The 24,012-nt window shown below is 70.0% G+C and carries 26 protein-coding genes, 1 tRNA gene and 1 riboswitch; of the genes, 10 read left to right on the forward strand and 17 right to left on the reverse strand.

Annotated elements, in window-relative coordinates:
- Window positions 1-269 precede the first annotated feature (269 nt).
- A complete protein-coding gene (locus ACWD0Y_RS17390; RefSeq protein WP_450261211.1) occupies window positions 270-1,637 on the reverse strand; it encodes a DUF445 domain-containing protein in 1,368 nt (455 codons plus the stop codon).
- Between the two features lie 202 nt (window positions 1,638-1,839).
- Here ACWD0Y_RS17390 and ACWD0Y_RS17395 point away from each other — a divergent pair, with 202 nt between their 5' ends.
- Complete coding sequence (locus ACWD0Y_RS17395; RefSeq protein ID WP_450261212.1) at window positions 1,840-3,126, forward strand: SGNH/GDSL hydrolase family protein; 1,287 nt, start codon at window positions 1,840-1,842, stop codon at window positions 3,124-3,126.
- Window positions 3,127-3,222: 96 nt separating this feature from the next.
- On the opposite strand, the gene ACWD0Y_RS17400 is transcribed toward ACWD0Y_RS17395, so the two are convergent.
- From ACWD0Y_RS17400 to ACWD0Y_RS17415, 4 genes are all read right to left on the reverse strand, one after another.
- The gene (locus ACWD0Y_RS17400) at window positions 3,223-3,939 is read right to left on the reverse strand and encodes a DUF1707 SHOCT-like domain-containing protein (RefSeq protein WP_450261213.1); all 717 of its coding nucleotides are present in this window, start codon (window positions 3,937-3,939) and stop codon (window positions 3,223-3,225) included.
- Window positions 3,940-3,978: 39 nt separating this feature from the next.
- Window positions 3,979-4,962: an ABC transporter ATP-binding protein gene (locus ACWD0Y_RS17405; RefSeq protein WP_450261214.1), complete on the reverse strand. Its 984-nt coding sequence runs from the start codon at window positions 4,960-4,962 to the stop codon at window positions 3,979-3,981.
- Window positions 4,963-4,968: 6 nt separating this feature from the next.
- Complete coding sequence (locus ACWD0Y_RS17410; RefSeq protein WP_450261263.1) at window positions 4,969-5,772, reverse strand: ABC transporter permease; 804 nt, start codon at window positions 5,770-5,772, stop codon at window positions 4,969-4,971.
- 121 nt (window positions 5,773-5,893) lie between these two features.
- Entirely contained in the window at window positions 5,894-6,694 is an 801-nt protein-coding gene (locus tag ACWD0Y_RS17415) for an ABC transporter permease (protein ID WP_450261215.1), read from the reverse strand.
- A 201-nt stretch (window positions 6,695-6,895) separates the two neighbouring features.
- Between ACWD0Y_RS17415 and ACWD0Y_RS17420 the strand changes: the two genes are divergently transcribed.
- A complete protein-coding gene (locus ACWD0Y_RS17420; RefSeq protein WP_450261216.1) occupies window positions 6,896-9,358 on the forward strand; it encodes a transglycosylase domain-containing protein in 2,463 nt (820 codons plus the stop codon).
- 41 nt (window positions 9,359-9,399) lie between these two features.
- Here ACWD0Y_RS17420 and ACWD0Y_RS17425 read toward each other — a convergent pair whose 3' ends face one another.
- The 3 genes from ACWD0Y_RS17425 to ACWD0Y_RS17435 form a co-directional block, all read right to left on the reverse strand.
- Window positions 9,400-9,720, reverse strand: a complete 321-nt coding sequence (locus ACWD0Y_RS17425; protein ID WP_093800677.1) for a DMT family transporter — start codon at window positions 9,718-9,720, stop codon at window positions 9,400-9,402.
- Between the two features lie 36 nt (window positions 9,721-9,756).
- Window positions 9,757-9,825, reverse strand: a riboswitch (guanidine-III (ykkC-III) riboswitch).
- Between the two features lie 81 nt (window positions 9,826-9,906).
- Window positions 9,907-10,242 carry a GroES family chaperonin gene (locus ACWD0Y_RS17430; protein WP_093800676.1) on the reverse strand — a complete coding sequence of 112 codons (336 nt, stop codon included), beginning with the start codon at window positions 10,240-10,242 and terminating at the stop codon, window positions 9,907-9,909.
- A gap of 43 nt (window positions 10,243-10,285) precedes the next feature.
- Window positions 10,286-10,606 (reverse strand): DUF3618 domain-containing protein, encoded by a 321-nt coding sequence (locus ACWD0Y_RS17435; RefSeq protein ID WP_450261217.1) that lies wholly within the window; start codon window positions 10,604-10,606, stop codon window positions 10,286-10,288.
- 205 nt (window positions 10,607-10,811) lie between these two features.
- Here ACWD0Y_RS17435 and bcp point away from each other — a divergent pair, with 205 nt between their 5' ends.
- The 5 genes from bcp (at window position 10,812) to ACWD0Y_RS17460 (ending at window position 14,533) form a co-directional block, all read left to right on the forward strand.
- Window positions 10,812-11,279, forward strand: coding sequence for a thioredoxin-dependent thiol peroxidase (gene bcp, locus ACWD0Y_RS17440; protein ID WP_450261218.1), 468 nt, complete (start codon window positions 10,812-10,814; stop codon window positions 11,277-11,279).
- 107 nt (window positions 11,280-11,386) lie between these two features.
- Window positions 11,387-12,889, forward strand: coding sequence for a glycine betaine/L-proline transporter ProP (gene proP, locus ACWD0Y_RS17445; RefSeq protein WP_450261219.1), 1,503 nt, complete (start codon window positions 11,387-11,389; stop codon window positions 12,887-12,889).
- A gap of 161 nt (window positions 12,890-13,050) precedes the next feature.
- Window positions 13,051-13,737: an HNH endonuclease signature motif containing protein gene (locus ACWD0Y_RS17450; protein ID WP_450261220.1), complete on the forward strand. Its 687-nt coding sequence runs from the start codon at window positions 13,051-13,053 to the stop codon at window positions 13,735-13,737.
- Complete coding sequence (locus tag ACWD0Y_RS17455) at window positions 13,737-14,393, forward strand: HNH endonuclease (RefSeq protein WP_450261264.1); 657 nt, start codon at window positions 13,737-13,739, stop codon at window positions 14,391-14,393. The genes ACWD0Y_RS17450 and ACWD0Y_RS17455 overlap by 1 nt, the downstream gene beginning before the upstream one ends.
- Window positions 14,394-14,449: 56 nt before the next feature.
- Window positions 14,450-14,533, forward strand: a tRNA-Leu gene (locus tag ACWD0Y_RS17460).
- Window positions 14,534-14,592: 59 nt separating this feature from the next.
- Here ACWD0Y_RS17460 and rdgB read toward each other — a convergent pair.
- From rdgB to ACWD0Y_RS17480, 4 genes are all read right to left on the reverse strand, one after another.
- Complete coding sequence (gene rdgB, locus ACWD0Y_RS17465) at window positions 14,593-15,195, reverse strand: RdgB/HAM1 family non-canonical purine NTP pyrophosphatase (RefSeq protein ID WP_450261221.1); 603 nt, start codon at window positions 15,193-15,195, stop codon at window positions 14,593-14,595.
- 11 nt (window positions 15,196-15,206) lie between these two features.
- On the reverse strand, window positions 15,207-15,584 hold the full coding sequence (locus ACWD0Y_RS17470) for a hypothetical protein (protein ID WP_450261222.1): 378 nt from the start codon (window positions 15,582-15,584) through the stop codon (window positions 15,207-15,209).
- 126 nt (window positions 15,585-15,710) lie between these two features.
- Window positions 15,711-16,442 carry a ribonuclease PH gene (gene rph / locus ACWD0Y_RS17475; RefSeq protein WP_450261223.1) on the reverse strand — a complete coding sequence of 244 codons (732 nt, stop codon included), beginning with the start codon at window positions 16,440-16,442 and terminating at the stop codon, window positions 15,711-15,713.
- A gap of 80 nt (window positions 16,443-16,522) precedes the next feature.
- Window positions 16,523-16,756 (reverse strand): glucose PTS transporter subunit EIIB, encoded by a 234-nt coding sequence (locus tag ACWD0Y_RS17480; RefSeq protein WP_093800669.1) that lies wholly within the window; start codon window positions 16,754-16,756, stop codon window positions 16,523-16,525.
- 221 nt (window positions 16,757-16,977) lie between these two features.
- Between ACWD0Y_RS17480 and ACWD0Y_RS17485 the strand changes: the two genes are divergently transcribed.
- Both ACWD0Y_RS17485 and ACWD0Y_RS17490 read left to right on the forward strand, forming a co-directional pair.
- Window positions 16,978-18,240: a PTS transporter subunit EIIC gene (locus tag ACWD0Y_RS17485; protein WP_450261224.1), complete on the forward strand. Its 1,263-nt coding sequence runs from the start codon at window positions 16,978-16,980 to the stop codon at window positions 18,238-18,240.
- 294 nt (window positions 18,241-18,534) lie between these two features.
- The gene (locus ACWD0Y_RS17490) at window positions 18,535-19,803 is read left to right on the forward strand and encodes a PTS transporter subunit EIIC (protein WP_450261225.1); all 1,269 of its coding nucleotides are present in this window, start codon (window positions 18,535-18,537) and stop codon (window positions 19,801-19,803) included.
- An 87-nt stretch (window positions 19,804-19,890) separates the two neighbouring features.
- Here the strand turns inward: ACWD0Y_RS17490 and ACWD0Y_RS17495 are convergent, their stop codons facing one another.
- Entirely contained in the window at window positions 19,891-20,643 is a 753-nt protein-coding gene (locus ACWD0Y_RS17495; RefSeq protein WP_450261226.1) for an MBL fold metallo-hydrolase, read from the reverse strand.
- 172 nt (window positions 20,644-20,815) lie between these two features.
- Here ACWD0Y_RS17495 and ACWD0Y_RS17500 point away from each other — a divergent pair, with 172 nt between their 5' ends.
- On the forward strand, window positions 20,816-21,340 hold the full coding sequence (locus ACWD0Y_RS17500; protein ID WP_450261227.1) for a type II toxin-antitoxin system PemK/MazF family toxin: 525 nt from the start codon (window positions 20,816-20,818) through the stop codon (window positions 21,338-21,340).
- A 196-nt stretch (window positions 21,341-21,536) separates the two neighbouring features.
- Here ACWD0Y_RS17500 and ACWD0Y_RS17505 read toward each other — a convergent pair whose 3' ends face one another.
- The 4 genes from ACWD0Y_RS17505 to ACWD0Y_RS17520 all read right to left on the reverse strand — a co-directional run bounded on the left by ACWD0Y_RS17505 (window position 21,537) and on the right by ACWD0Y_RS17520 (window position 23,958).
- The gene (locus tag ACWD0Y_RS17505) at window positions 21,537-22,487 is read right to left on the reverse strand and encodes a PLP-dependent cysteine synthase family protein (protein WP_093800664.1); all 951 of its coding nucleotides are present in this window, start codon (window positions 22,485-22,487) and stop codon (window positions 21,537-21,539) included.
- Window positions 22,487-22,765, reverse strand: coding sequence for a MoaD/ThiS family protein (locus tag ACWD0Y_RS17510; RefSeq protein ID WP_093800663.1), 279 nt, complete (start codon window positions 22,763-22,765; stop codon window positions 22,487-22,489). Before ACWD0Y_RS17510 ends, ACWD0Y_RS17505 begins: the two co-directional genes overlap by 1 nt.
- Window positions 22,766-22,858: 93 nt before the next feature.
- The gene (locus ACWD0Y_RS17515) at window positions 22,859-22,969 is read right to left on the reverse strand and encodes a putative leader peptide (RefSeq protein WP_344497705.1); all 111 of its coding nucleotides are present in this window, start codon (window positions 22,967-22,969) and stop codon (window positions 22,859-22,861) included.
- 353 nt (window positions 22,970-23,322) lie between these two features.
- Window positions 23,323-23,958: an HD domain-containing protein gene (locus tag ACWD0Y_RS17520; protein ID WP_450261228.1), complete on the reverse strand. Its 636-nt coding sequence runs from the start codon at window positions 23,956-23,958 to the stop codon at window positions 23,323-23,325.
- Between the last annotated feature and the right edge of the window lie 54 nt (window positions 23,959-24,012).

Raw genomic sequence — 24,012 nt, forward strand, 5'->3', positions numbered from 1 at the left:
ATCGCCTCGCGTTCGACGATCTTCACGCGCTCGCGCCCCTCGGCGGCGCCCAGCGCGCGCTCGGCGCTGTCGAGGTGGTGCCAGCCCTCCCACGTAACGGGCAGCGGAGAAGCAGGGCGGACGGCGGGGCGCCGCTGAACACGCGGAGGCCGCCGCACGTACTACCGGGCAACTCCCCCAGTGGGCCGGGCGCGTGACCGACGACAGGCGGTCACGCGCCCGGTGCGTATCCCCGGGCCACCGGGGCCCGGGCCCCGGTGCCCGCCGGCCTAACCGCCCACCGCGTGAGACACCGTGTGGATCAGCAGCCCCGCCAGCGCCCCCACCACCGTGCCGTTGATCCTGATGAACTGCAGGTCCCGCCCGATGTGCGCCTCGATCTTCTTCGACGTCTGCTCCGCGTCCCAGCCCGCGACCGTGTCACTGATCAGCGAAGTGATCTCGCCGCGGTACGTCGTCACCACGTACACCGCCGCGCCCTCCACCCACCCCTCCAGCTTCTCCTGAAGCCGCCTGTCCGTCGCCAGCCGCGCGCCCAGCGAGAGCAGCGAGGCCCTTACCCGCAGGCGCAGTTCGCTCTGCTCGTCCTCCGCCGCCGAGATGATCATGGCGCGTACGGACGCCCAGGCCGAGGCGATCACGTCCTGGACCTCCCCCCGCCCCAGGATCTCCGACTTCAGCCGCTCCACCTTGGCCCGCGTGTCCGTGTCCGACTGGAGGTCGGACGCGAAGTCCGTCAGGAAGCGGTCGATCGCGCCGCGCGCCGGGTGGTCCGGCATGTCGCGCATCTCGGAGATGAAGCGCAGCAGCTCCTTGTAGACGCGTTCGCCGACCTTCCTGTCCACGAAGCGCGGCGTCCAGCCCGGCGCCCCGCCCTGCACCGCGTCCATCACCGAGTCCACGTGCAGCACCAGCCAGTCGTGGGCGCGCGCGCAGACCAGGTCGACCGCGCGGTCGTGCGCGCCGTCCGCGACGACGTTCTCCAGGGCCTTCCCGATCCCCGGGGCGATCTCCGCGGCGTCCGCGCGCCGCGTGATCGCCTCGCCGACGACCGCCTGGACGTCGGAGTCGCGCAGGACGGTCAGCGCGCCGCGCAGGGCCGTGGAGAGCTCCTCCGTCACGCGGTCGGCGTGGGCCGGCTCCGCCAGCCAGGCACCGACGCGGCTGCCGATGCCGATGGCGCGCAGGCGGGCGCGTACGACGCCCTCGGAGAGGAAGTTCTCGCCGACGAAGGAACCGAGCGTGGTGCCCAGCTGGTCCTTCTTCGTCGGGATGATCGCGGTGTGCGGGATGGGCAGGCCCATCGGGCGTTTGAAGAGGGCCGTCACGGCGAACCAGTCGGCGAGCGCGCCCACCATGCCCGCCTCGGCCGCCGCCGCGACGTACGCCGGCCAGCCGCCGACGCCCGACCGCTCCGCCCAGGTGGCGAGTACGTAGACCAGCGCGACCAGGAGCAGCAGCCCGGTGGCCGTCGCCTTCATGCGGCGCACGCCCTGGCGCTTCTCCTCGTCGGCCGCGCTGTACGCGAAGGGCGGGAGGGGGGCGGACGGGGGCGAGGAGGAAGACGCGGACGAAGACGCGGGCAGGGGCGTGGGCGGCGGGGAGGTCGCGCGGGCAGATTTCTCCTTGCCGGACATGTCGTCAGTTCCCTTTTCGTTACGATCCATCCGCTCCACCCGTTCGCCTCGCACGCACCATCTCGTACGTATTTTCCCTACCTGACCTACTCGTGGAACGCACTGCGAGTTCCCGACGTCTACCAGGGAGGTGCAATGGCGCATCATTGAATGAGTTCGAACGGAGCCTCGGGCTCCCTGCGCCCGAGGAGATACACCGAGCATGACCAAGCGCAACGGTTATGCCGTGCTCGCCGCGCTCGCCGCGGTGGTGGTCCTGGTTTCCGGGGCCATATTCGCCACAGCGATGCTCGGCGGTCCCGCCGACGACCCCCGGGCCCAGCCCCGTACGCCGCTCCGTTCCGCGGCACCCGCCACCTCCGCCTCCTGGATCGGCACCTGGTCCACCGCGCCCGCCCTGGCCGAGCCCGGCACGGAACAAGGGTTCCCGGGGCGCTCCCTGCGTAACGTCGTGCACACCAGCATCGGTGGCACCAGTGCCCGCATCACCCTCTCCAACCTCTTCGGCACCCAGCCGCTGCGCATCACGCACGCCTCGATCGCCGTCGCCGCCACCCCCGGCGCCCCGACCGCCGCGAACGGCACCATGCGCCGGCTGCTCTTCGGCGGCTCCCCCTCGGTCGTGATCCCGGCCGGCGGGCAGGTCGTCAGCGACTCCGCCCTGCTGAAGGTCCCGCACGACGCGGACCTGCTCGTCACCACCTACTCCCCCACACCCAGCGGCCCGGTCACGCACCACCCCCGGGCCCGCCAGACGTCGTACGTCGCGGAGGGCGACCGTACGGAGGACCCGCGCGGTGACGCCTACACCGGGCAGACGCCGTACTGGCGCTACCTCACCGCCGTCGACGTCCTCAGCGGCAAGGCCGAGGGCTCGGTCGTCGTCATCGGCGACTCGATCACCGACGGCGTCACCTCCACGGCCGGCGCGAACCGCCGCTGGACGGACGTGCTCGCCGACCGCCTCGACGGGCGCTACGGCGTACTCAACCAGGGGATCAGCGGAAACCGGCTGCTCAGCGACGGGGTCGGCCCCAGCGGCCTCGCCCGCTTCGACCGTGACGTGCTGTCGCGCTCCGGCGCGAAGGCGGTCGTCATCGTCCTCGGCATCAACGACATCCTCCGGCCGCCGCACGAGCTGGACGCGGCGCGCATCACGGCGGGCCTGGAGCAGCTCGCGCGCCAGGCGCGGGTGCGCGGCCTGCGCGTGATCGGGGCGACGGTGATGCCCTTCGAGGGGACGCGGGCGCACACTCCGCAGCTCGAAGCGGTGCGGGACCAGGTGAACGAGACGATCCGTACGGGCGGCATCTTCGACGCGGTCGTGGACTTCGACCGGGCCCTGCGCGACCCGTACGCCCCGGACCGGCTCCTTCCGGCGTACGACTCGGGTGATCACCTGCACCCGAGCGACGCGGGGTACCGGCGCATGGGCATGGCGTTCGACCTCGCGAGCCTGAACAGGAGCACGGCACCGGCCGGAGTGTGAGGCCGCCGCCCGTCCGCCCGTCCGTGACGTCGTCGCGTCGGCCCCGTACGCGTCCTCACACCTCGTGCGCGCACGACGCGACGTCGTCACGCGGGGTCAGCCGAGCTCCTTGCGGTCGGTCTCGGCCTTCTTCGCCAGCTTCTCCTGCTTGCGCGCCTCCTTGAGGCGCTGCTTCTCGGCGCGCGTGACCTTGCGTTCCACACCCACCCCGCCCATCAGCGCGAACCCGGTGACCGTCACGCGCGGCGAGTCCGGTGCCACCGGCTCGGGCGGCTGCGACGACTTCTCCGCCAGGTCGCCGAAACCGCCCATGAAGCCGAAGCCCTTGACGTTCACGTCCAGGCCGGGCGGCACCGTGACCACCAGGCCGCCCATGATCGCGAAACAGCGGATCACGGTGTCGCGCTCCTCGAAGCGCGCCTCGCGCAGGTCGATCTCGCCGCCGCCCATCATCGCGAACGCCGTGAACCTCCGGCCGACCGTCCACGTGCCCTTGCGCCCGAAACCGCCCCAGAAGGCGAAGGCGCCCCTCGACGTGGCCGGCCCGCCGATCCGGTCCCGCCAGGAGACCCGCGCACCGGAGGAGGGGGCAAAGGCCCCGTCCGGCGCGACCGGGCCGCCCGTGCCCGGCGCCGGCAGGTCACGCACCAGCGGCTCCAGCTCACCGTGCGTACGCGCCTTGTACACGGCGTCGAGGCGCTGGTCGAACTCCTCCATGTCCAGCCGCCCCTCGGCGACCGCGTCGCGCAGCACCTCGGCGACCCGTTCGCGCTCGGCGTCGGAGGCGCGCATTTCCGGAAGTCCACTGGTCATACGTCCAGACTAGTCAACTGCGGTGCCGCATCCCAGTGTTCAGAGCGCCGATCGGTCCGCGTACATCTTCGCGATCACCGCCTCGATGTCCGGCTCCCGCACCGACAGGTCCACCAGCGGATACCTCTGGGCCACCGCCGCCACCAGCGGCGCCGCCGAGACCGACGCCGGGAACGCCAGCCACTGCCTCGGCCCCTCCACCTTCACCACCCGCGCGCCCGCCACCTCGACCGGCGGGAGCTCGCGCTCCAGGTCCACGACCAGGGTCCGCTCGCTCTCGCCCACCTCGTGCAGCCCGCCCGGCGTGCCGTCGTACACCAGGCGTCCGTGGTCGATGACCATCACGCGTTTGCACAGCTGTTCGATATCGGTCAGGTCGTGCGTCGTCAGCAGGACCGTCGTGCCGCGCTCCGCGTTCAGGTCCCGCAGGAAGTCACGGACCTTGGCCTTCGAGACGACGTCCAGACCGATCGTCGGCTCGTCGAGGTACAGCACCTCGGGATCGTGCAGCAGCGCCGCCGCGATGTCGCCCCGCATCCGCTGCCCCAGCGACAGCTGCCGCACCGGCACGTCCAGCAGCCCGCCCAGGTCGAGGAGGTCGACGCAGCGCGCCATGTTCGCCTTGAAACGCTCGTCCGGGATCCGGTACATGCGGTGCATCAGACGGTACGAGTCCCGCAGCGGCAGGTCCCACCACAGCGTCGTGCGCTGCCCGAACACCACCCCGATCCGCTGTGCCAGCCGCGTCCGCTCCCGCGCCGGGTCGATGCCCGCCACCCGCACGCGGCCGCCGCTCGGCGTCAGGATGCCGGTCAGCATCTTGATGGTGGTGGACTTGCCCGCGCCGTTCGGCCCGATATAGCCGACCATCTCGCCGCGCGTCACCGAGAAGCTGATCCCGTCGACCGCCCGCACCTGCGTCTTCTCGCGCCGCAGCCGGCCCTTCCTGCGGCGTACGTCGAAGACCTTCTCGACGCCGTCCAGCTCGATGAAGCCCTCGTGGCCGGTGAAATCCGTCTCCATGACGTGTCAGCTCCCCGTGCTGCGGTACGAACGAAGGCCCACCCGCCACGCCGCCCCGGCCAGCGCACAGCACACCACCGCCACCAGCGGCGGCAGGAAGGCGAGCCAGGACGGCAGGTCGAGCGGGTAGGGACGGTCCAGCACGTACAGCGCCGGAAGCCAGTTGACGAAGGCCAGCGGCAGCACGAACGTCACCCCGCGCACCAGGTCCTTCGCGAAGACCGTCGGCGGGTACTGGAGCAGTGTGGTGCCGCCGTACGTGAAGGAGTTCTGCACCTCGGACGCGTCCTGCGCCCAGAACTGGAACGCCGCCCCGGCCACGAACACCGCCGAGAAGACCGCCGCCCCGCTGAGGACCATCACCGGCAGCATGAGGACCTTCAGCGGCGTCCACGCGATGTCCAGCGCCACCAGCGCGTACCCGAGCACCAGCAGGCCCTGCGTGATCCGCCCCAGCCTGCGCAGCGCGAAACGGTCGGCCGCGATCTGCGCGAGGACCGGGACGGGGCGTACGAGCAGGGTGTCCAGCGTGCCGTCGCGCACCCGGCGCCCCAGCCGGTCCATCGAGCCCATCACCAGGTCCGAGAGGCCGAAGGCCGTGCCCGCCGTCCCGTAGAGGAAGGCCACCTCCGGCAGCGTGTAGCCGCCCAGCGCGTCCACGTGGGAGAACATCAGCAGGATGCCGACGAAGTCGAGGCCGGTCGCCGCGAAGTTGCCGAACGCCGTCATCACGAAGGACGCGCGGTACGCCATCGTCGAGCGGATCCACATCGCCGCGATCAGCCCGTACGCCCTGACGCCGGACCGCAGCTGCCCGACGGGCCCGGCCGGACCGGCCGGACCGGCGGCCCCGGCGGCCCCGGCGGCCCCGGCGGCCCCGGCGGTCCCGGCCGCCCCGGCCGCCCCGGCGGTTTCGCTCGCCCCGGTCACCTCAGCCACCCTGGACCACCACCCTGCGCGTGGCCACCGACTGGAGCAGCCGCCCGGCCGTCAGCAGCGCCGCCGCCCAGCCGATCTGGAAGGCGTACGCCCGCACCAGGCCCCACCCCGTGTGCTTGCCGAGGAAGACGTCGGCCGGGATCTGGAGCAGCGACGACCAGGGCAGCGCCCGCGCGAGCGTGCCCAGGGCGCCGGGGAAGAGGGTGAGCGGCAGCACCATTCCGGAGAAGAAGAGACCGGCGAGCCAGGTGATCTGCGCCACGCCCGCCCCGTCGAGCAGCCAGAACGCGGACAGCGCCACCAGGAACCGGATCGCGAAACTGACGACGACGCCGAGCGCGACGGCGGCCAGGAACGCGGCCCACACCAGCGGATCGGCGGGCAGCGCCAGATCGAAGGCGAGCGCGCCGAGCGCCATCGGGACGACACCGCGCCCCAGGAGGTGGAAGGCGGCCCGCCCCAGGTCGCCCGCCAGCCAGAAGAGCTGGAGGTCGGCGGGGCGGTAGAGGTCGATCGCGATGTCGCCGGTACGGATCCGCTCGATCAGCTCGTCCTCGAAACCGCCGCCCATCATGGCGGCGGTCATCAGCAGCGCCTGCCCCAGCCACACATAGGTGAGGGCCTGCGACAGGTCGTACCCGCCCAGGTGCGGACGCTCGTCCCACAGGGCCGTGAAGGTGTACGCCACGATGAAGCCGAAGACGGTGTTGGTGAACACCCCGGCCGCCGTGGCCACCCGGTACGCCGCGTGACGGCGGAACCCGCCGGCCGCGACCACCGCGTATACACGCACACCGACCCCCTCGATTGGCTTCCGGCACCAAAACGCCCGACCCTAGCCCAACAGGGTCATCCGCCGCAGGCGTTTTCCGCCCGGGGACCGGGGCACTGGTCCCGGGTGCGTGCAGTATGGGCGTACCGGGCGAATCGCCTGATACCACACCGTTATGCCGGAGAACGAACCTCTGGCCCCGCCCAGGGAGTCTCCACAGACATGACCGACGAGCCACAGCAGCCCCAGGGGCGGGCGCCCCGGGACCCTTCCCACCAGAACCCGGGGGGCGGGGACGGGAAGGCGGAGACGAAGGGGCAGAAGGTGACCAAGGGGAAGAAACCCCGGCCCCGGCGCACCGGCCTGCGCCGCCTGGTCCCGACCTGGCGCATGCTCCTCGGTACGTTCCTGCTGCTGGGCCTGCTCCTGTGCGGCGGGTTCGCCGCGGGCTACGCGCTCGTCGACATCCCGGCCGCCAACAGCACCGCCACCGCCCAGAGCAACGTCTACCTCTACGCCGACGGCTCCCAGCTCGCCCGCGACGGCGAGATCAACCGCGAGAACGTCAAGATCGCCCACATCCCCAAGACCGTCCAGCACGCCGTACTCGCCGCCGAGGACCGCGACTTCTACTCCGAGCGGGCCGTCGACCCCCAGGCCATGCTGCGCGCCGGCTGGAACACCCTCACCGGCAAGGGCAAGCAGTCCGGCTCCACCATCACCCAGCAGTACGTCAAGAACTACTACCTCGGCCAGGAACAGACCGTCACCCGCAAGGTGAAGGAGTTCTTCATCGCGATCAAGCTCGACAGCGAGGAGACCAAGAGCGAGATCTTCGAGGGGTACCTGAACACCAGCTACTTCGGGCGCAACGCGTACGGCGTCCAGGCCGCCGCCCAGGCGTACTACGGCAAGAACATCAACGAGATCACCACCCTCGAGGGCGCCTACCTCGCCTCGCTCCTCAACGCCCCCAACGCGTACGACACCGCCACCCACCCCGAGAACAAGGCCGGCGCCCTGGACCGCTGGAACTACGTACTCGACGGCATGGTGAAGGAGAACTGGCTCAGCCCCGCCGACCGCGCCGCGGCCGAGTTCCCCGCTCCGCAGGAGGCCAGGCCCGCATCCGGCCTCTCCGGACAGCGCGGCTACATCGTCCAGGCCGTCAAGGACTACCTCACCGGCAACAGGATCATCGACGAGGACACCCTGGCCACCGGCGGCCACCGCATCACCACGACCCTGGAGAAGTCCAAGCAGGACGCCTTCGCCGAAGCCGTAGGCGACCAGGTGATGTCGCAGACGAGCAAGGACCGCAAGGCCGACCGCAACGTACGCGTCGGCGGCGCCTCCATCGACCCCGGGAGCGGCAAGGTCGTCGCGATGTACGGCGGAATCGACTACACCAAGCAGTACGTCAACAACGCGACGCGCCGCGACTACCAAGTCGGGTCGACCTTCAAGCCGTTCGTCTTCGCCTCGGCCGTCGAGAACAGCTCCACCACCCAGGACGGCCGCCCGATCACCCCGGACACCGTCTACGACGGCACCAACGAGCGGATGGTCGAAGGCCCCGCCGGGCCGACCGGGTACGCCCCGGAGAACGAGGACCAGCGCTCGTACGGTCCGGTGACCGTGCGTACCGCCACGGACAAGTCCATCAACGCGGTGTACGCGCAGATGGCACAGGACGTCGGCCCCGCCGAGGTCAAGAAGACCGCCGTGGCCCTCGGCCTCCCCGCGCACACCCCGAGCCTCGACCCGTACCCCTCCATCGCCCTCGGCGTCGCCACCGCCAGCGTCCTCGACATGACGGAGGCGTACGCGACCCTCGCCAACCACGGCGAGCACGGCACGTACACGATCGTCGAGAAGATCACCAAGAACGGCCAGAACATCAGCCTGCCGAAGCAGGACACGGGCGGCGGACGGAGCATCTCCCGCGAGGCCGCCGACACCACGACGGCCATCCTCAGGAGCGTCGTCGACGGCGGCACGGGCACGGCCGCCCAGTCCGCGGGCCGCCCCGCCGCCGGCAAGACCGGCACCGCCGAGGAGGACAAGGCCGCCTGGTTCGCGGGCTACACGCCCGACCTGGCGACGGTCGTCGCCGTCATGGGCCAGGACCCGGACACGGGCACACAGAAGTCGCTGTACGGAGCCCTCGGCCAGCCGCGCATCAACGGCGGCGGCGCGCCCGCGCAGATCTGGGGCCAGTTCACGGCCGCCGCGCTCGAAGGCGAGCCGGTACGGGACTTCGAACTGGAGATGGCGCCCGGCTCGGACGAATCGGCCGCCCCCTCGTCCGGGCAGCCGGACACCGGGGAGCCGCAGGAACCCTCGGCGAGCGAGAACCCGGAGGACCCGGCACGGAGCCCGGCCGACGGCCAGGACCAGGGCGGCGCGACGGACACCGGCACCACCACCGGCCCGGGCAACACCCCGGGCACCAGGGGCACCACCGACGACGGGACCACGGACACCGGCGACGCCACGACCGGCACCGGCGGCACACCCGATACGGGCGGCACGGGCGGCCCCCGCGGCGCGGACAGCACCACAGGCACCCCAGGCACCACCGACGGCGGAACAACCGGCGCCGGCGGCGCCACCGAGCCGGGAGGCGGCGCCACCGGCACCCCCTCCGAGGGCCTCCTGAACGGCGGCCGCGGCCGCACCTGACACGCCTGACACGCCTGACGCGCCGACGGCCCCCCGGCCCGCTAGTGGCCCGAGGTCGCCTTCAGCCCCACCACCGCCACCAGCAGCAGACAGACGAAGAAGATCCGGGCGGCGGTCGCCGGCTCACCCAGCACCACCATGCCGAGCACCGCCGCACCGGCCGCACCGATACCGACCCACACGCCGTACGCCGTACCGATCGGCAGCGTCTTGGCGGCGTGCGACAGCAGCACCATGCTCGCGACGATCCCCGCACCCGTGAACACACTGGGCCAGAGCCTCGTGAAACCGTCGGTGTACTTCATCCCGATCGACCAGCCCACTTCGAGCAGACCGGCGACAACCAGCAGAACCCAGGCCATGACGGCACCTCCGAAAACGAAACGCGGAATCAACGGGGTGCGTCGTCTTTGCCTTACAACCCGGTACGGCGCGTCTCGTCGGGGGTGCTCCCACCGTAGCAAAACCCAGCGGAAAGGGCCGGTGACTCCGGTCACCGGCCCCTGCCCGCATACTCACTTGCTCACTTGCCCGCCCAGACCCCGGACCTACAGGTACAGACCGGTCGAGTCCTCCGACACCCGCTCGGAAGCCACCGCATGCAGATCGCGCTCCCGCATCAGTACGTACGGAGTGCCGCGCACCTCGACCTCGGCCCGGTCCTCCGGGTCGTACAGCACCCGGTCCCCCGGCTCCACGGTCCGTACGTTCTGACCGACCGCTACCACCTCGGCCCAGGCCAGCCGCTTGCCGACCGCCGCGGTCGCCGGAATCAGAATGCCGCCGCCCGAGCGGCGCTCGCCCTCAGGGGTGTCTGACCTGACCAGCACCCGGTCGTGCAGCATCCGGATGGGCAGCTTGTCGTGCGTGGTGTTCTCGCTCACGCCCCGAACCTACCTGTCCGATCGTCCGTCGTAAGCCGGAGGGTCAGCCACGCCTGCGGCGCGTCGACAGAGCGATCAGCCCCACCAGCCCCACGGCCACCAGCGCCACCGGAACGAGCCGCTCAAGACGCGGCGACCCGTCCTCCGACACGAACTGCGCCTTCACATCGGACACCGTCCGGTTCACCGCGACGAACGCCCGGCCCGCGGTCTGGTCCACGGTCGAGGCGACCCTGGCCTTCGCGTCACCGACGATCGTCTTCGGGTGCAGCCGCACCCCGATCTCGTCGAGCGTTACGGCCAGCTGGTCCCGCCGGCTCTTGATGTCCGCCTCGATCTGCGCAGGGGTCCTGGCATCCGACACTGCGCTGCCTCCGTGGTCGTGGGCCGAATCCGGTTGGTTCTTCGTCGACAGTCTGTCAGCTGGGGCCGTCCCGCACCCCACGGCACCCCCATTACGCTCGGGGCCGTACCTGTGCCGCACCTCGCGTCACCGTGTCACCGCGTTACCCCTACCCAGACATCCCGACATCCGACATCCCACATCCCGCACGAGGAGACCAGACCTGATGAGCGAGCGACTCCAGCCCGGCGACACCGCCCCCGACTTCACCCTGCCCGACGCCGACGGCACCGAGGTCTCCCTCGCCGCCCACAAGGGCCGCAAGGTCATCGTCTACTTCTACCCGGCCGCCCTGACCCCCGGCTGCACCAAGCAGGCCTGCGACTTCACCGACAACCTGGAGCTGCTGGCCCAGGCCGGATACGACGTCATCGGCGTCTCCCCCGACAAGCCGGAGAAGCTCGCGAAGTTCCGCGAGAAGGAAGACCTCAAGGTCACGCTGGTCGGCGACCCGTCCAAGGAGGTCCTCACGGCGTACGGCGCCTTCGGCGAGAAGAAGCTCTACGGCAAGACGGTGACCGGCGTGATCCGCTCGACGGTCGTCGTGGACGAGGAGGGCAAGGTCGAGCACGCCTTCTACAACGTGAAGGCGACCGGCCACGTAGCCAAGATCATCAAGGACCTCGGCATCTGAGAACTGTGACCAAGGTCCCGGAACCGGGGACCTTGGTTTGCACCGTCAAATAAAAGGCAGAGGTTCCACTTGGACATGGGAAACACGTCCAAGGAAAGGAACCTGCCATGGCGGCCACCGGCCCCGGCCCCGACCACGGGGCCGACCCCCAGGCGATCAAGCGCCACCACACCCTCTTCCGCGCCGCCAGGAGACGGAAGAACCCGCCACTGCGCCGCTCCGACATCACCGTCACCGACGACGCGGCGGTCAAGCGGGCGGTCAAAGCGGCCTCGCTCGGCAACGCCATGGAATGGTTCGACTTCGGCATCTACAGCTACCTGGCGGTGACGATCGGCCACGTCTTCTTCCCACCCGGGAACGACACGGTCCAGCTCCTCTCCTCCTTCGCGACCTTCGCCGTCGCCTTCCTGGTACGCCCCATCGGCGGCATGGTCTTCGGACCCATGGGCGACAGGATCGGCCGCAAGAAGGTCCTCGCCCTCACGATGATCCTGATGGCCATCGGCACGTTCGCCATCGGCCTGATCCCGTCCTACGCCACCATCGGCTTCTGGGCACCCCTCCTGCTGATCTTCTTCCGCCTGGTGCAGGGCTTCTCGACGGGCGGCGAGTACGGCGGCGCCTCCACCTTCATCGCCGAGTACGCCCCCGACAAGCGCCGCGGCTTCTTCGGCAGCTTCCTCGAATTCGGCACCCTCGCCGGCTACACCGGCGCCGCGGGCCTCGTCACCGCCCTCACCGCCTGGCTCGGCTCCGACGCCATGGAAGCCTGGGGCTGGCGCGTCCCGTTCCTGGTCGCGGGCCCGCTCGGCCTCGTCGGCCTCTACCTCCGGATGCGCCTGGACGAGACCCCCGCCTTCCAGAAGCTGGAAAGCGAAAACGCCCGCGCCTCCGAGGCCGCAGACACGGTGGAGACCACCGCCAAGGGCGACCTCGCCAAGATCTTCCGGCAGTACTGGCCGACCCTGATCCTGTGCATCGCCCTGGTCGGCGCGTACAACGTCACCGACTACATGCTGCTGTCCTACATGCCGACGTACCTCTCCGACGAACTCGGCTACAGCGAGACACACGGCCTGCTCATCCTGCTGGGCGTCATGATCTGCCTGATGGCGGTCATCAACCAGGTCGGCCGCCTCAACGACCGCTTCGGCCGCAAGCCGCTGCTGATGACGGGCATGCTCGGCTTCTTCTTCCTCTCGCTCCCGTCCTTCCTCCTGATCAAGCAGGGCAGCGTCCCCGCGATCATCGCCGGCATGCTGATGCTGGGCCTCTCCCTGGTCTGCCTGCTGGGCACCATGTCGGCGGCGCTCCCGGCCCTCTTCCCGACGAACGTCAGGTACGGCTCCCTGTCGGTCGGCTACAACCTCTCCGCCTCCCTCTTCGGCGGCACGACCCCCCTGGTCATCACCGGCCTCATCAGCCTGACCGGCAACAACCTCATGCCGGCGTACTACTCGATGGCGGCGGCGCTCGTCGGCGTCATCGCGGTGGCCTGCATGAAGGAGACGGCCCAGAAGCCCCTGGCGGGCTCCCCGCCGTCGGTGGAGACGAAGGAGGAAGCGGCGGAACTGGTGGCGGCCCAGACCCCCGGCCCGAAGTTCTGACCCGCAGCCCGGCCCACGGGCGGCCCGACCGGTCACAGTCGCAGCGACCACCGGGCCGCCCAAGTGGCGCACCACCTTCCGTATTTCGGACGTGCCCATCCGATAACAGGTTCGTTGATCCGTGCGAGGCCGCGAACGCGCGGCCGGATACGGAGGGGGCCATGCCGGTGAGCCCGTACACCCGCGAGCGTCTTGCGGAGGCAGCCAGCTCGTCGAGGACGCTGTCCGAAGCGCTGACCGAGCTCGGAGTCGACCCGAAGAGCTCGTCGCGCGCATACCTGCGGGAGCGGATGAAGAAGCTGGGAATCGACACCGCCCACTTCGAGCGCGAAGGGGTGCGGTGGACCAGGGAAGCCCTCGAAACCGCCGCCGCAGCCTCAACCAACATGTACGAGGTGCTACGGCACTTGGGGATCGCCCCCGTAGGTGGACAGCACACGCACATCAGCCGTCGCATCCACGCCCTGGGGATCGACATCTCGCACTTCACTCCGCAGGCCCGTACGGAGAACATGCGGGGCAACCGACGCCGTCGGTCGGCTCAGGAGATCCTGGTGGAGGAGCACTCAGCGCACGCCAAGCGCACGCCCCACGTGCGTCTCAAGCGAGCGATGCACGACCTTGGCGTCAGCGATCTCTGCGCCTTGTGCGGAATCGGACCCGTCTGGCAAGACCTCCCATTGGCTCTGGAGGTCGACCACATCGACGGCAACTGGCGCAACAACCGCATCGAAAACCTGCGGCTCCTTTGCCCCAATTGCCATTCAACAACGGACACTTATCGCGGACACGGAAAGGTGCGCAGAACAGCCGCCCTCAGCCCGCCACACCTCAACGGTGAGGGATGATGACCCAAGCCCGGCGGTATACACGGGAGTTGTTGGTCGATGCTGCCGCACGATGCCAGACCATTGACGAGGTCATCGCTTTCCTGGGCGCGACTCCCTACGAACGCCTCGGCCGCTACTTGATGCAACGCTTCGCGCACTACGAGATCGACGTCTCGCACTTCTCATCCCGCCGGCGCAATCGGCCGACCACCGCAGAAGTGCGTCAAGCCGTCACGGACTCCCTCAGCATCGCAGACACACTGCGGCGGCTCGGCCGACCGGACAACGGTCGGCAACGGACGTTGTTGCGCCAGTGGACGACTGAGGACGGTACCGAAACCACACACTTCCTGGGGCAGGCCCACCAGAGAGGCAAGGCCGGCCCGACGCCGGTGAAGCGGGCCGAGGACGTACTCGTGAAACACGAGGGCAAGCACCGAACCCGCACAGCGATTCTGCGCCGGGCTCTGCGCGAGACCGGCGTTCCCGAGGAGTGCGCCCGGTGCCGCACCGGTCCGGTCTGGCACAGCAAGCCGATGACGCTTGAGGTCGACCACATCAATGGCGACTGGAGCGACGACCGGGCCGGGAACCTCCGGCTGCTGTGCCCCAACTGCCATGCCGTCACCAGCACCTGGTGCCGGGGAGGCAACCGCCGCCGTACGCATCAATGATCCGTAATACGGCCGTGCCATCGCACTCCACCGCCCGGTACCATGACAGGCGGCTAGCGGCGGTGGTGCAATGGCGACACAGCAGACTTAGGATCTGTGGCCCGTGAAACGGCTTGAGGGTTCGAATCCCTTCCGCCGCACAGCAAACGGCCTGTGAATCGAAGGAACGGTTCGCAGGCCGTTCGTATGCTCACGGCACTCAGCCCAGCAGTTCCCGCACCACCGGGACCAGCGCGCGGAATGCCTTGCCGCGGTGGCTGATGGCGTTCTTCTCCGCCGGGGTCAGTTCCGCGCAGGTCACGTCGTGGCCGTCCGGCTGGAGGATGGGGTCGTAGCCGAAGCCGTTCGTGCCGGCCGGGGTGTGGCGGAGGGTGCCCGTCAGGCGGCCTTCGACCACGCGTTCCGTGCCGTCGGGGAGGGCCAGGGCCGCCGCGCAGGCGAAGTGGGCCGTGCGGTGGGGGTGGTCGATGTCCGCCAGCTGGGCCAGGAGGAGGTTCAGGTTGGCCGCGTCGTCGCCGTGGGTGCCGGACCAGCGGGCCGAGAAGATGCCGGGGGCGCCGCCCATGACGTCGACCGCGAGGCCGGAGTCGTCGGCCACGGCGGGGAGGCCGGTGGCCCGGGCCATGGCATGGGCCTTGAGGAGGGCGTTCTCGGCGAAGGTGACGCCGGTTTCCTTGACGTCGGGGATCTCGGGGTAGGCGTCCGCGCCGACGAGGTCGTGGGTGAGGCCTGCGTCGGCGAGGATCGCGTGGAGCTCGGTGATTTTCCCGGCGTTGCGGGTGGCGAGGATCAGGCGGGTCATGCCCCCAGTATCTACGGGGTGCAGACCTTGCCGATCTCGGTGGCGGCGTCGGTGACGGGTGCGATGTCCGGTGTCGCGTCGCCGTTGTCCACGGCGGTGCGGACGTTGTCGACGGCCTTGTTCAGGTCGTCGACGGCCTTCGACAGGTCCGCGTTGTCCGTGGTGTCGTCGAGGCTCTTCAGTTCCCTGTCGATGTCGTTGAGGGCCTCGGTCAGCTGTGTGGGGTCTTCCGCCGCCGTGGAGACGGCGGCGGACAGCTTGTCGACGCTGGTGGCGATGGCCTCGGCGGTCCGGGCGCAGTCCATCGCCTTGTCGAGGGCTCCGCAGCCGACGAGGCCGGTGAGTGCGGCGGCGGTGACGACGGCTGCTGCGATACGGCGACTGCGCATGGAACGGGTCCTCCCCAGATGGCACGGGATACGCGGTGGTGCGGACGGGCGTACGGTTCGGCCCGTACGCCCGTGGTGTGGGAGACGCCGGAACGGGCGTCCGCGGTTGCTCGGGGCCTGTCGGAGTCAGAGCGTGCTTTCGAGGGCGACGGTCTGGATGGCCGTGAGGTCGGCGCAGCCGCCGGCGGCGAGGTCGAGGAGCGCGTTCAGTTCCTTGCGGTCGAAGGGTTCGGCCTCGGCGGTGCCCTGGACTTCGACGAAGCGGCCGTCGCCGGTGCAGACGACGTTCATGTCGGTTTCGGCGCGGACGTCTTCCTCGTAGCAGAGGTCGAGGAGGGGGATGCCGTCGACGATGCCGACGGAGACGGCGGCGACGGTTCCGGTGAGGGGTTTGCGGCCGGCCTTGACGATCTTCTTCTTCTGGGCCCAGGCGACGGCGTCGGCGAGGGCGACGTAGGCGCCGGTGACGGCGGCGGTGCGGGTGCCGCCGTCGGCCTGGAGGACGTCGCAGTCCAGGACGACTGTGTTCTCGCCGAGGGCTTTGTAGTCGATGACCGCGCGCAGTGAGCGGCCGATGAGGCGGCTGATCTCGTGGGTGCGGCCGCCGATCTTGCCGCGTACGGATTCGCGGTCGCCGCGGGTGTTGGTGGAGCGGGGGAGCATCGAGTATTCGCCGGTGACCCAGCCTTCGCCGCTGCCCTTGCGCCAGCGCGGGACGCCTTCGGTGACGGATGCGGTGCAGAGGACTCTGGTGTCGCCGAAGGAGATGAGGACGGAGCCCTCGGCGTGCTTGCTCCATCCGCGTTCGATGGTGACCGGGCGGAGCTGTTCGGGGGTGCGGCCGTCGATTCGAGACATGGTGTGGAGCCTAGCCGTACATGCGTGAGGGGCCCGTTCCGGTACGGAATCGGGCCCCTCACGGGTGAGTCAGGGGTGGTTCACATCATGTCTTCGATGTCTGCGGCGATGGGGTCGGCGTCCGTGCCGATGACGACCTGGATGGCGGTGCCCATCTTGACGACGCCGTGGGCGCCGGCGGCCTTGAGGGCGGCTTCGTCGACCTTGCTCGGGTCGAGGACCTCGGTGCGGAGGCGGGTGATGCAGCCTTCGATCTCGTCGATGTTCTCGATACCGCCGAGCCCGGCGACGATCTTCTCAGCCTTGCTGGCCATGTCTTTCTCCCTGTTGTTCAAAGCGCGACGTCTCGGCCCACCGTGGCCGCTTTGCCACGGTAACTCACGGTTGGCCCAACTTCGCGGGCGAGTAATCGCCCTGTACCGAATGATGGCGATCACCGGTGCCCTGTCTTCCGGCCGAGCTCCGGACCGTACCGCAACTGGTCTACACCAGTTTGCAACGCCCGCCAAACCTGGCTTGTTCCGGGAGGACGCGCATGAGTTCGAACAGCGGGGCCGCGCCGCAGCGGACGTGGCGGAGCGGCCTGTTCCAGGGGCTCCAGAAAGTCGGCCGGAGCCTTCAGCTCCCGGTGGCGGTCCTGCCGGCGGCGGGTCTGCTCGTCAGCCTGGGCAACCTGTTCTCGGCGTATCTGGACGGGCCGTTCTGGGAGAAGACGTCGAAGGTCCTCCTCAACGGCGGTACGTCGATCCTGGACGGTTCCTTCGGTCTGCCGCTGCTGTTCTGCATCGGGGTCGCGATCGGTTTCGCCAAGAAGGCGGACGGTTCCACGGCGCTCGCCGCGGTGGTCGGTTTCCTCGTCTACTTCAACGTGCTGAAGGCGTTTCCGCGCGAGGGCACGGTGACGGAGGCCCTTCCCGAGGGCACTCCGCAGAATCCGGGGGTGCTCGGCGGCATCCTGATCGGGCTGCTGACGGCGGTCGTCTGGCAGCGTTTCCACCGGACCAGGCTGGTGGACTGGCTCGGCTTCTTCAACGGCCGGCGGCTGGTGCCGATCATGATGGCGTTCCTGTGCGTCGTCCTGGGCGTGCTGTTCGGTCTGCTGTGGGAGCCGGTCGGCGACGGGCTGACCTGGTTCTCGAAGCAGCTGATCGGTCTCGGGGCGTGGGGCGCCGGCATCTTCGGCCTCGCGAACCGGCTGCTCATCCCCATCGGCATGCACCAGTTCCTGAACACCTTCTTCTGGTTCCAGGCGGGTGAGTTCAGAACGCCGGACGGCAAGGTCGTGCAGGGGGACCTGACGCGGTTCTTCGCCGAGGACCCGTCGGCGGGGCAGTTCATGTCGGGGTTCTTCCCGATCATGATGTTCGGGCTGCCCGCGGCGGCTCTGGCCATCGCGCACTGTGCGCGGCCCGAGCGGCGCAAGGAGGTGACGGGTCTGATGGTGTCCGTCGCGCTCACGTCGTTCGTCACGGGTGTGACCGAGCCGCTGGAGTTCTCCTTCATGTTCGCGGCGCCGCTGCTGTACGGCCTGCACGCCCTGCTGACGGGGGCGTCGATGGCGATCACCTGGGCGCTCGGGGTGCATGCGGGGTTCAGCTTCTCCGCCGGTCTGATCGACTACGTCGTGAACTGGCATCTGGGCACCAAGCCATGGCTGGTCATCCCGATCGGGCTCTGCTTCGCGGTCGTGTACTACCTCGTCTTCCGCCTGGCGATCACGAAGCTCGACATTCCGACGCCGGGCCGCGAGCCTCCGGAGGTGGAGGCGGGGATCGAGCGGGACACCACCAAGCCGTAGCGCCCTAGCGTCGCGGCGCGTTCCTCGGAGCACAAGAGCATCGGAGCACAAGAGCAAGGGAAGCGAGGGCCCTCGGACCTGCCCGGTCCGGGGGCCTTTTCCGTGCGTGGGCGGGTGCGTCCCGGAGTGTGTCCGGGAGCACGGAATTCGCGGGTTCCTTATCCATCCTTCACCGTGTTAAAACTGGTCTACACCACTGAGTGGTGTAGACCACGTGGCGAGTGCGCCGCGTTGTACCGGAGACGCCGCCGTCCCCCTTTCCCCCTGGCGGCGCCTTGCCCCATGGAGGAATTGATGTCCACGGACAGCGCCGCCGCCCCCGCGGCCGCCAAGAAGAAGGGCGCCGGCGCGATGGCTGTCATGCAGCGCATCGGCCGCAGCCTCATGCTGCCGGTCGCCGTGCTGCCGGCCGGCGCGCTCCTGGTTCGCCTCGGCAACCCCGACATGCTCGGCCGCGAGTCGTTCCCGGCCTTCATCACCAAGATCGCCGGGTTCATGGCCGCGGGTGGCAACGCCATCCTCGACAACATGGCCCTGCTGTTCGCCGTCGGTATCGCGATCGGTTTCGCCAAGAAGTCCGACGGTTCGACCGCGCTCGCCGCCGTCACCGGTTACCTGGTCTTCAAGAACGTCCTGGCCACCTTCACCGACCCGAACCTGGCCAAGGTCGCCAAGGTCGTCGACGGCAAGATCGTCATGACTGAGGCACCCGTGGACGCCAAGGTCCTCGGCGGTGTCGTGATGGGCATCGTCGTCGCCCTGCTGTACCAGAAGTTCTACCGGACGAAGCTTCCGGACTGGGCCGGTTTCTTCGGCGGCCGCCGCCTCGTTCCGATCCTGTCCGCCTTCGCGGGCCTGTTCATCGGTATCGTCTTCGGCTACATATGGCCGGTGCTCGGCACGGGTCTGCACAACTTCGGTGAGTGGCTGGTCGGTTCCGGCGCCGTCGGCGCGGGCATCTTCGGTGTCGCCAACCGTGCGCTGATCCCGGTCGGCATGCACCACCTGCTGAACTCGTTCCCCTGGTTCCAGGCCGGTTCCTTCGAGGGCAAGAGCGGCGACATCAACCGCTTCCTCGCCGGTGACCCGACGGCCGGGCAGTTCATGACCGGCTTCTTCCCGATCATGATGTTCGCCCTCCCGGCGGCCTGCCTCGCGATCGTGCACTGCGCCCGCCCCGAGCGCCGCAAGGTCGTCGGCGGCATGATGTTCTCGCTCGCGCTCACCGCGTTCGTGACCGGTGTGACCGAGCCGATCGAGTTCACCTTCATGTTCATCGCTCCGGTGCTGTACGCGATCCACGCGGTGCTGACCGGTGTCTCCATGGCCCTGACCTGGGCACTCGGCATGAAGGACGGCTTCGGCTTCTCCGCCGGCGCGGTCGACTTCTTCCTGAACCTCGGGATCGCGACCAACCCGTGGGGCCTGGCCCTGGTCGGTCTGTGCTTCGCGGTGGTCTACTACGTGATCTTCCGCTTCGCGATCACCAAGTTCAACCTCCCGACGCCGGGCCGCGAGTCCGACGAGGAGCTCGCCGAGCTGCAGAAGGCCGAGGCGAAGTAAGCCCCGCACCGGCCGCATGCGAGGGGGCCCCCGGACCGCAGCTGTGGTCCGGGGGCCCTCGTGCGTTGCGCGGAACGTTTCGCCGCGTCAGACCTCGTACTCCGCGCCCGCGACGGCCAGTTCCGCCGGCCCGTCGTACACCGCGCGCGCGTCGGCCAGGTTGACCTCCGCGTCCGTCCACGGCGGGATGTGCGTGAGAACCAGCCGGCCGACGCCCGCCCGCGCGGCTTCCTCGCCCGCCTCGCGGCCGTTGAGGTGGAGGCCCGGAATGTCCTCCTTGCCGTACGTGAACGACGCCTCGCACAGGAACAGGTCGACGCCGTCGGCCAGTTCGCTCAGGGCGGGGCAGGTCCCGGTGTCGCCGGAGTAGGCGAGGGATCTGCCGCCGTGCTCGACGCGGATGCCGTACGTCTCGACCGGGTGGCGGACCTTCTCCGTACGGACCGAGAAGGGGCCGATGTCGAACGTGCCCGAGGTGAGCGTGCGGAAGTCGAAGACCTCGGCCATCGACTTCTCGGTGGGGGTGTCGGCGTACGCCGTGGTGAGGCGCTGCTCGGTGCCCTCGGGGCCGTACACGGGGATCGCCGGGGGGCGGCCCCCCTCGTGCCGGTAGTAGCGCGCGACGAAGTAGCCGCACATGTCGATGCAGTGGTCGGCGTGGAGGTGGCTGAGGAAGACAGCGTCGATGTCGTAGAGACCGACGTGGCGCTGCAACTCGCCGAGGGCGCCGTTGCCCAGGTCGAGGAGCAGCCGGAAGCCGTCGGCCTCGACGAGGTAGCTCGAGCAGGCCGATTCCGCGGACGGGAACGACCCTGAGCAGCCGACGACGGTGAGCTTCATGGAGCGTGAACCTCCGTAGCAGGGACGGGGAGGGTTCGTGCGGGTTCGTCGAGCGTAAGGCGCGAAAGTCCCGGTCGCTCCTCGATGGCGGGGCGTTGTGGGGGAACTCACCTGCACTGTCACTGATTCGGGCGGAGCGCGCGCCGGGCGGTGCGCCGGTACCGTCGGGGATATGGACACGTCGTGGTGGGTGGCGCTGGTCGCCGTGGTGGTGCTCGCGCTGGTGGCGGCTCTCGTCGACGGGCGGGGGCGGGGGCGCGGGCGGCGGCCGGGCGGGCGTACGCGGGGGCGTTCGGGCGGCCGTGCGGATGAGCGTACGAACGGGCGTACGCGTCCGCCGAAGGGGCCGCGCGGGCCTCGCGGGCCCGGCCGGAGCGGACCGGAACGGGCGCCGCGGGCGGGGGAGATCTGGTGGGCGGACGTGCCGTACGAGGACGGGCCCGGGTCGAAGGACCGGCCCTGTCTGGTGTTGTCCGTACGGGGTGACAGCGCCCTGATCGCGAAGATCACCAGCAGGTTCCACGACGAGCGGCCCGGGGTGATCGCGTTGCCGCCGGGGTCGGTCGGGGACGCGCGCGGGCGGCCGAGCTTCCTGGAGACGGACGAGCTGCGGGATGTGGGGGTGCGGGGGTTCCGGCGCCGGGTGGGGGTCGCGGATCCCCGGGTCTGGGAGCAGGTCCGGCATCTGGCGCGGTGAGGCGCGGCCCGGCGGGCGGAGCGCTGCGCGGGGCTTCGGCCGGGGCCGCGGCTCCGGGGTCCGCTCCCCGGACTCCCCCGGACCTCGTCGCTCCGGGCCCCCCGGGGGCTGAACGCGGCCGCACCGGGAGAGTCCGGTGCGACCGCGTCGAGCCCGTGCCGCGGGGGAGGACATCGCCCGTCGCGGGCGCGTTCCCCTACGCCCAGAGCTGGCCCTGGAGGGTTTCGATCGCCGCCTCGGTGGTGGGCGCGGTGTAGACGCCCGTGGACAGGTACTTCCAGCCGCCGTCCGCGACGACGAACACGATGTCCGCCGGTTCGCCCGCCTTGACCGCCTTCTTGCCCATGCCGATCGCCGCGTGCAGCGCCGCCCCCGTGGAGACGCCCGCGAAGATTCCTTCCTGCTGGAGGAGTTCGCGGGTGCGCGTCACGGCGTCGGCCGAGCCGACCGAGAAGCGGGTGGTGAGGACGGAGGCGTCGTACAGCTCGGGGACGAAGCCCTCGTCGAGGTTGCGCAGGCCGTAGACCAGGTCGTCGTAGCGCGGCTCGGCAGCGACGATCTTGATGTCCGGCTTGTGTTCGCGCAGGTAGCGGCCCACGCCCATCAGCGTGCCCGTGGTGCCCAGGCCCGCCACGAAGTGGGTGATGGACGGGAGGTCGGTGAGGATCTCCGGGCCCGTGGTCGCGTAGTGCGCGCCCGCGTTGTCCGGGTTGCCGTACTGGTAGAGCATCACCCAGGAGGGGTTCTCGGCGGAGAGCTCCTTGGCGACCCGTACGGCCGTGTTGGAGCCGCCGGCCGCCGGGGACGAGATGATCCTCGCGCCCCACATGGCGAGCAGGTCGCGCCGCTCCTGGGAGGTGTTCTCCGGCATGACGCACACGATGTCGTAGCCCTTGAGGCGGGCCGCCATCGCGAGCGAGATGCCGGTGTTGCCGCTGGTGGGCTCCAGGATGGTGCAGCCGGGCGTCAACCGGCCGTCCTTCTCGGCCTGTTCGACCATGTGGAGCGCGGGGCGGTCCTTGATCGAGCCGGTGGGGTTGCGGTCCTCCAGCTTGGCCCAGATGCGGACGTCGTCGGAGGGGGACAGCCGCGGGAGGCGGACGAGCGGCGTGTTGCCGACCGCCGCCAGCGGGGAGTCGTACCGCATCAGACCATGCCGCCGGCGACGGCCGGGAGGATGGTGACGCTGTCGCCGTCGGCGAGCTTGGTGTCGATGCCGTCGAGGAAGCGGACGTCCTCGTCGTTGAGGTAGACGTTCACGAAGCGGCGCAGCTGGCCGCCGTCGACGATGCGCTCCTGGATGCCGGTGTGGCGGGACTCCAGGTCCGCGAAGAGGCCGGCGAGGGTGTCGCCGTTGCCTTCGACGGCCTTGGCGCCGTCGGTGTAGGTGCGGAGGATGGTCGGGATGCGGACCTCGATGGCCATGGCTTTCGACTCCTGTCAGGAGGGCGGCGTGAAAGGCGCGCGGCAGTCAGTCCCCCGCGCAGGGGCATGCGTGTGCTCGATGGGGCCCGCGGCTCAGGCGGCGGCCGTACAGATCGCGCTGGCGAGCCGGCACAGGTCGACGTGCAGGCGCGCCACGAGCAGCACGGTGCTCGGCGTCGTCTCACTCACGTCGTGGGGAACCATGCGGTCATCGTATAGATTCCCGGCCCCTTTCCCGGCATGTGATCTCACATGGTGGCCGAAAAGCGTTCGACAGGTGGACGGAGCCTGGGCGGCGGGTGGTGGGCGACGGCCGGGGCGCCGGTCGCCGGACGGGTGCTGACCTCGGACGATACGCCGTGGACAGTGCGCGGGAGGCCGGTGGCGCCCCAGTCGCGGACGAGGGCGAGGCCGAGGGCGGTGGCACCCTCCTCCCCCGCCAGGAGGAGGGCGGGCGGCCGTGCCGGCGGCGGGCGGGTCGCGCACGGTCTCCCGCCGGGTTTCCACCGGGCTTTCCTCGGGCCGCGCTCGGGGATCTCGCGGGGATCTCGCGGGCCTTACTCGGGCCAGGCCGAGTTCTGGATGGTCTCGACGAAGTCGCCGCGCTCGTATCCGGGCACGAAGTGCTCCAGCACGTCGGCCTTGACGTTGCCGAAGGCGGTGTCCGGCTTGGGGGCGATGCCTTCGGTGAACGCCGCGAGGATGCGCTTCTTGAAGTCGGGGCGCGGGTGCAGGGCGGTGACCGCGGCGCGGTCGTCGGGGCTGATGTCGTCGTAGCCGATACCGAGTACGTCGTACTCCACCCCGGCGGTGACGAGGGCGACTTCCGGCTCCATGAACCGGGGGATGCCGGGGGTCGTGTGCAGGGCGATGGCGGTCCAGACGCGGCGGATGCTGTCCTCGGGGACGCCGTGGCTCTGGAGGAAGCGGCGGGCCTCGTCGGCGCTGTCGACCTCGAAGCGGCGGCCGCTGGCGCGGTGCTGTTCGCCGAGGCCGAGGTCGTGGAACATGGCGCCGATGTAGAGGAGTTCGGGGTCGAAGCTCAGGCCGCGCCTGCGCCCCTGGAGGCTGCCGAACCAGAACACCCTGCGGGAGTGGTCGTAGATCAGCTCGGTCGCCGTGTCGCGGACGAGTTCGGTGGCGGCGGTGGCGAGCCCGGTGTCGGGGACGGTGATTCCGGCTGCTGTGTTCATGGGTTCAGCTTGCGCCCGGGCGTGTGCCGGTGCCATGTCCGTGGGGACACGGTT

This window comes from Streptomyces altiplanensis (assembly GCF_053591575.1).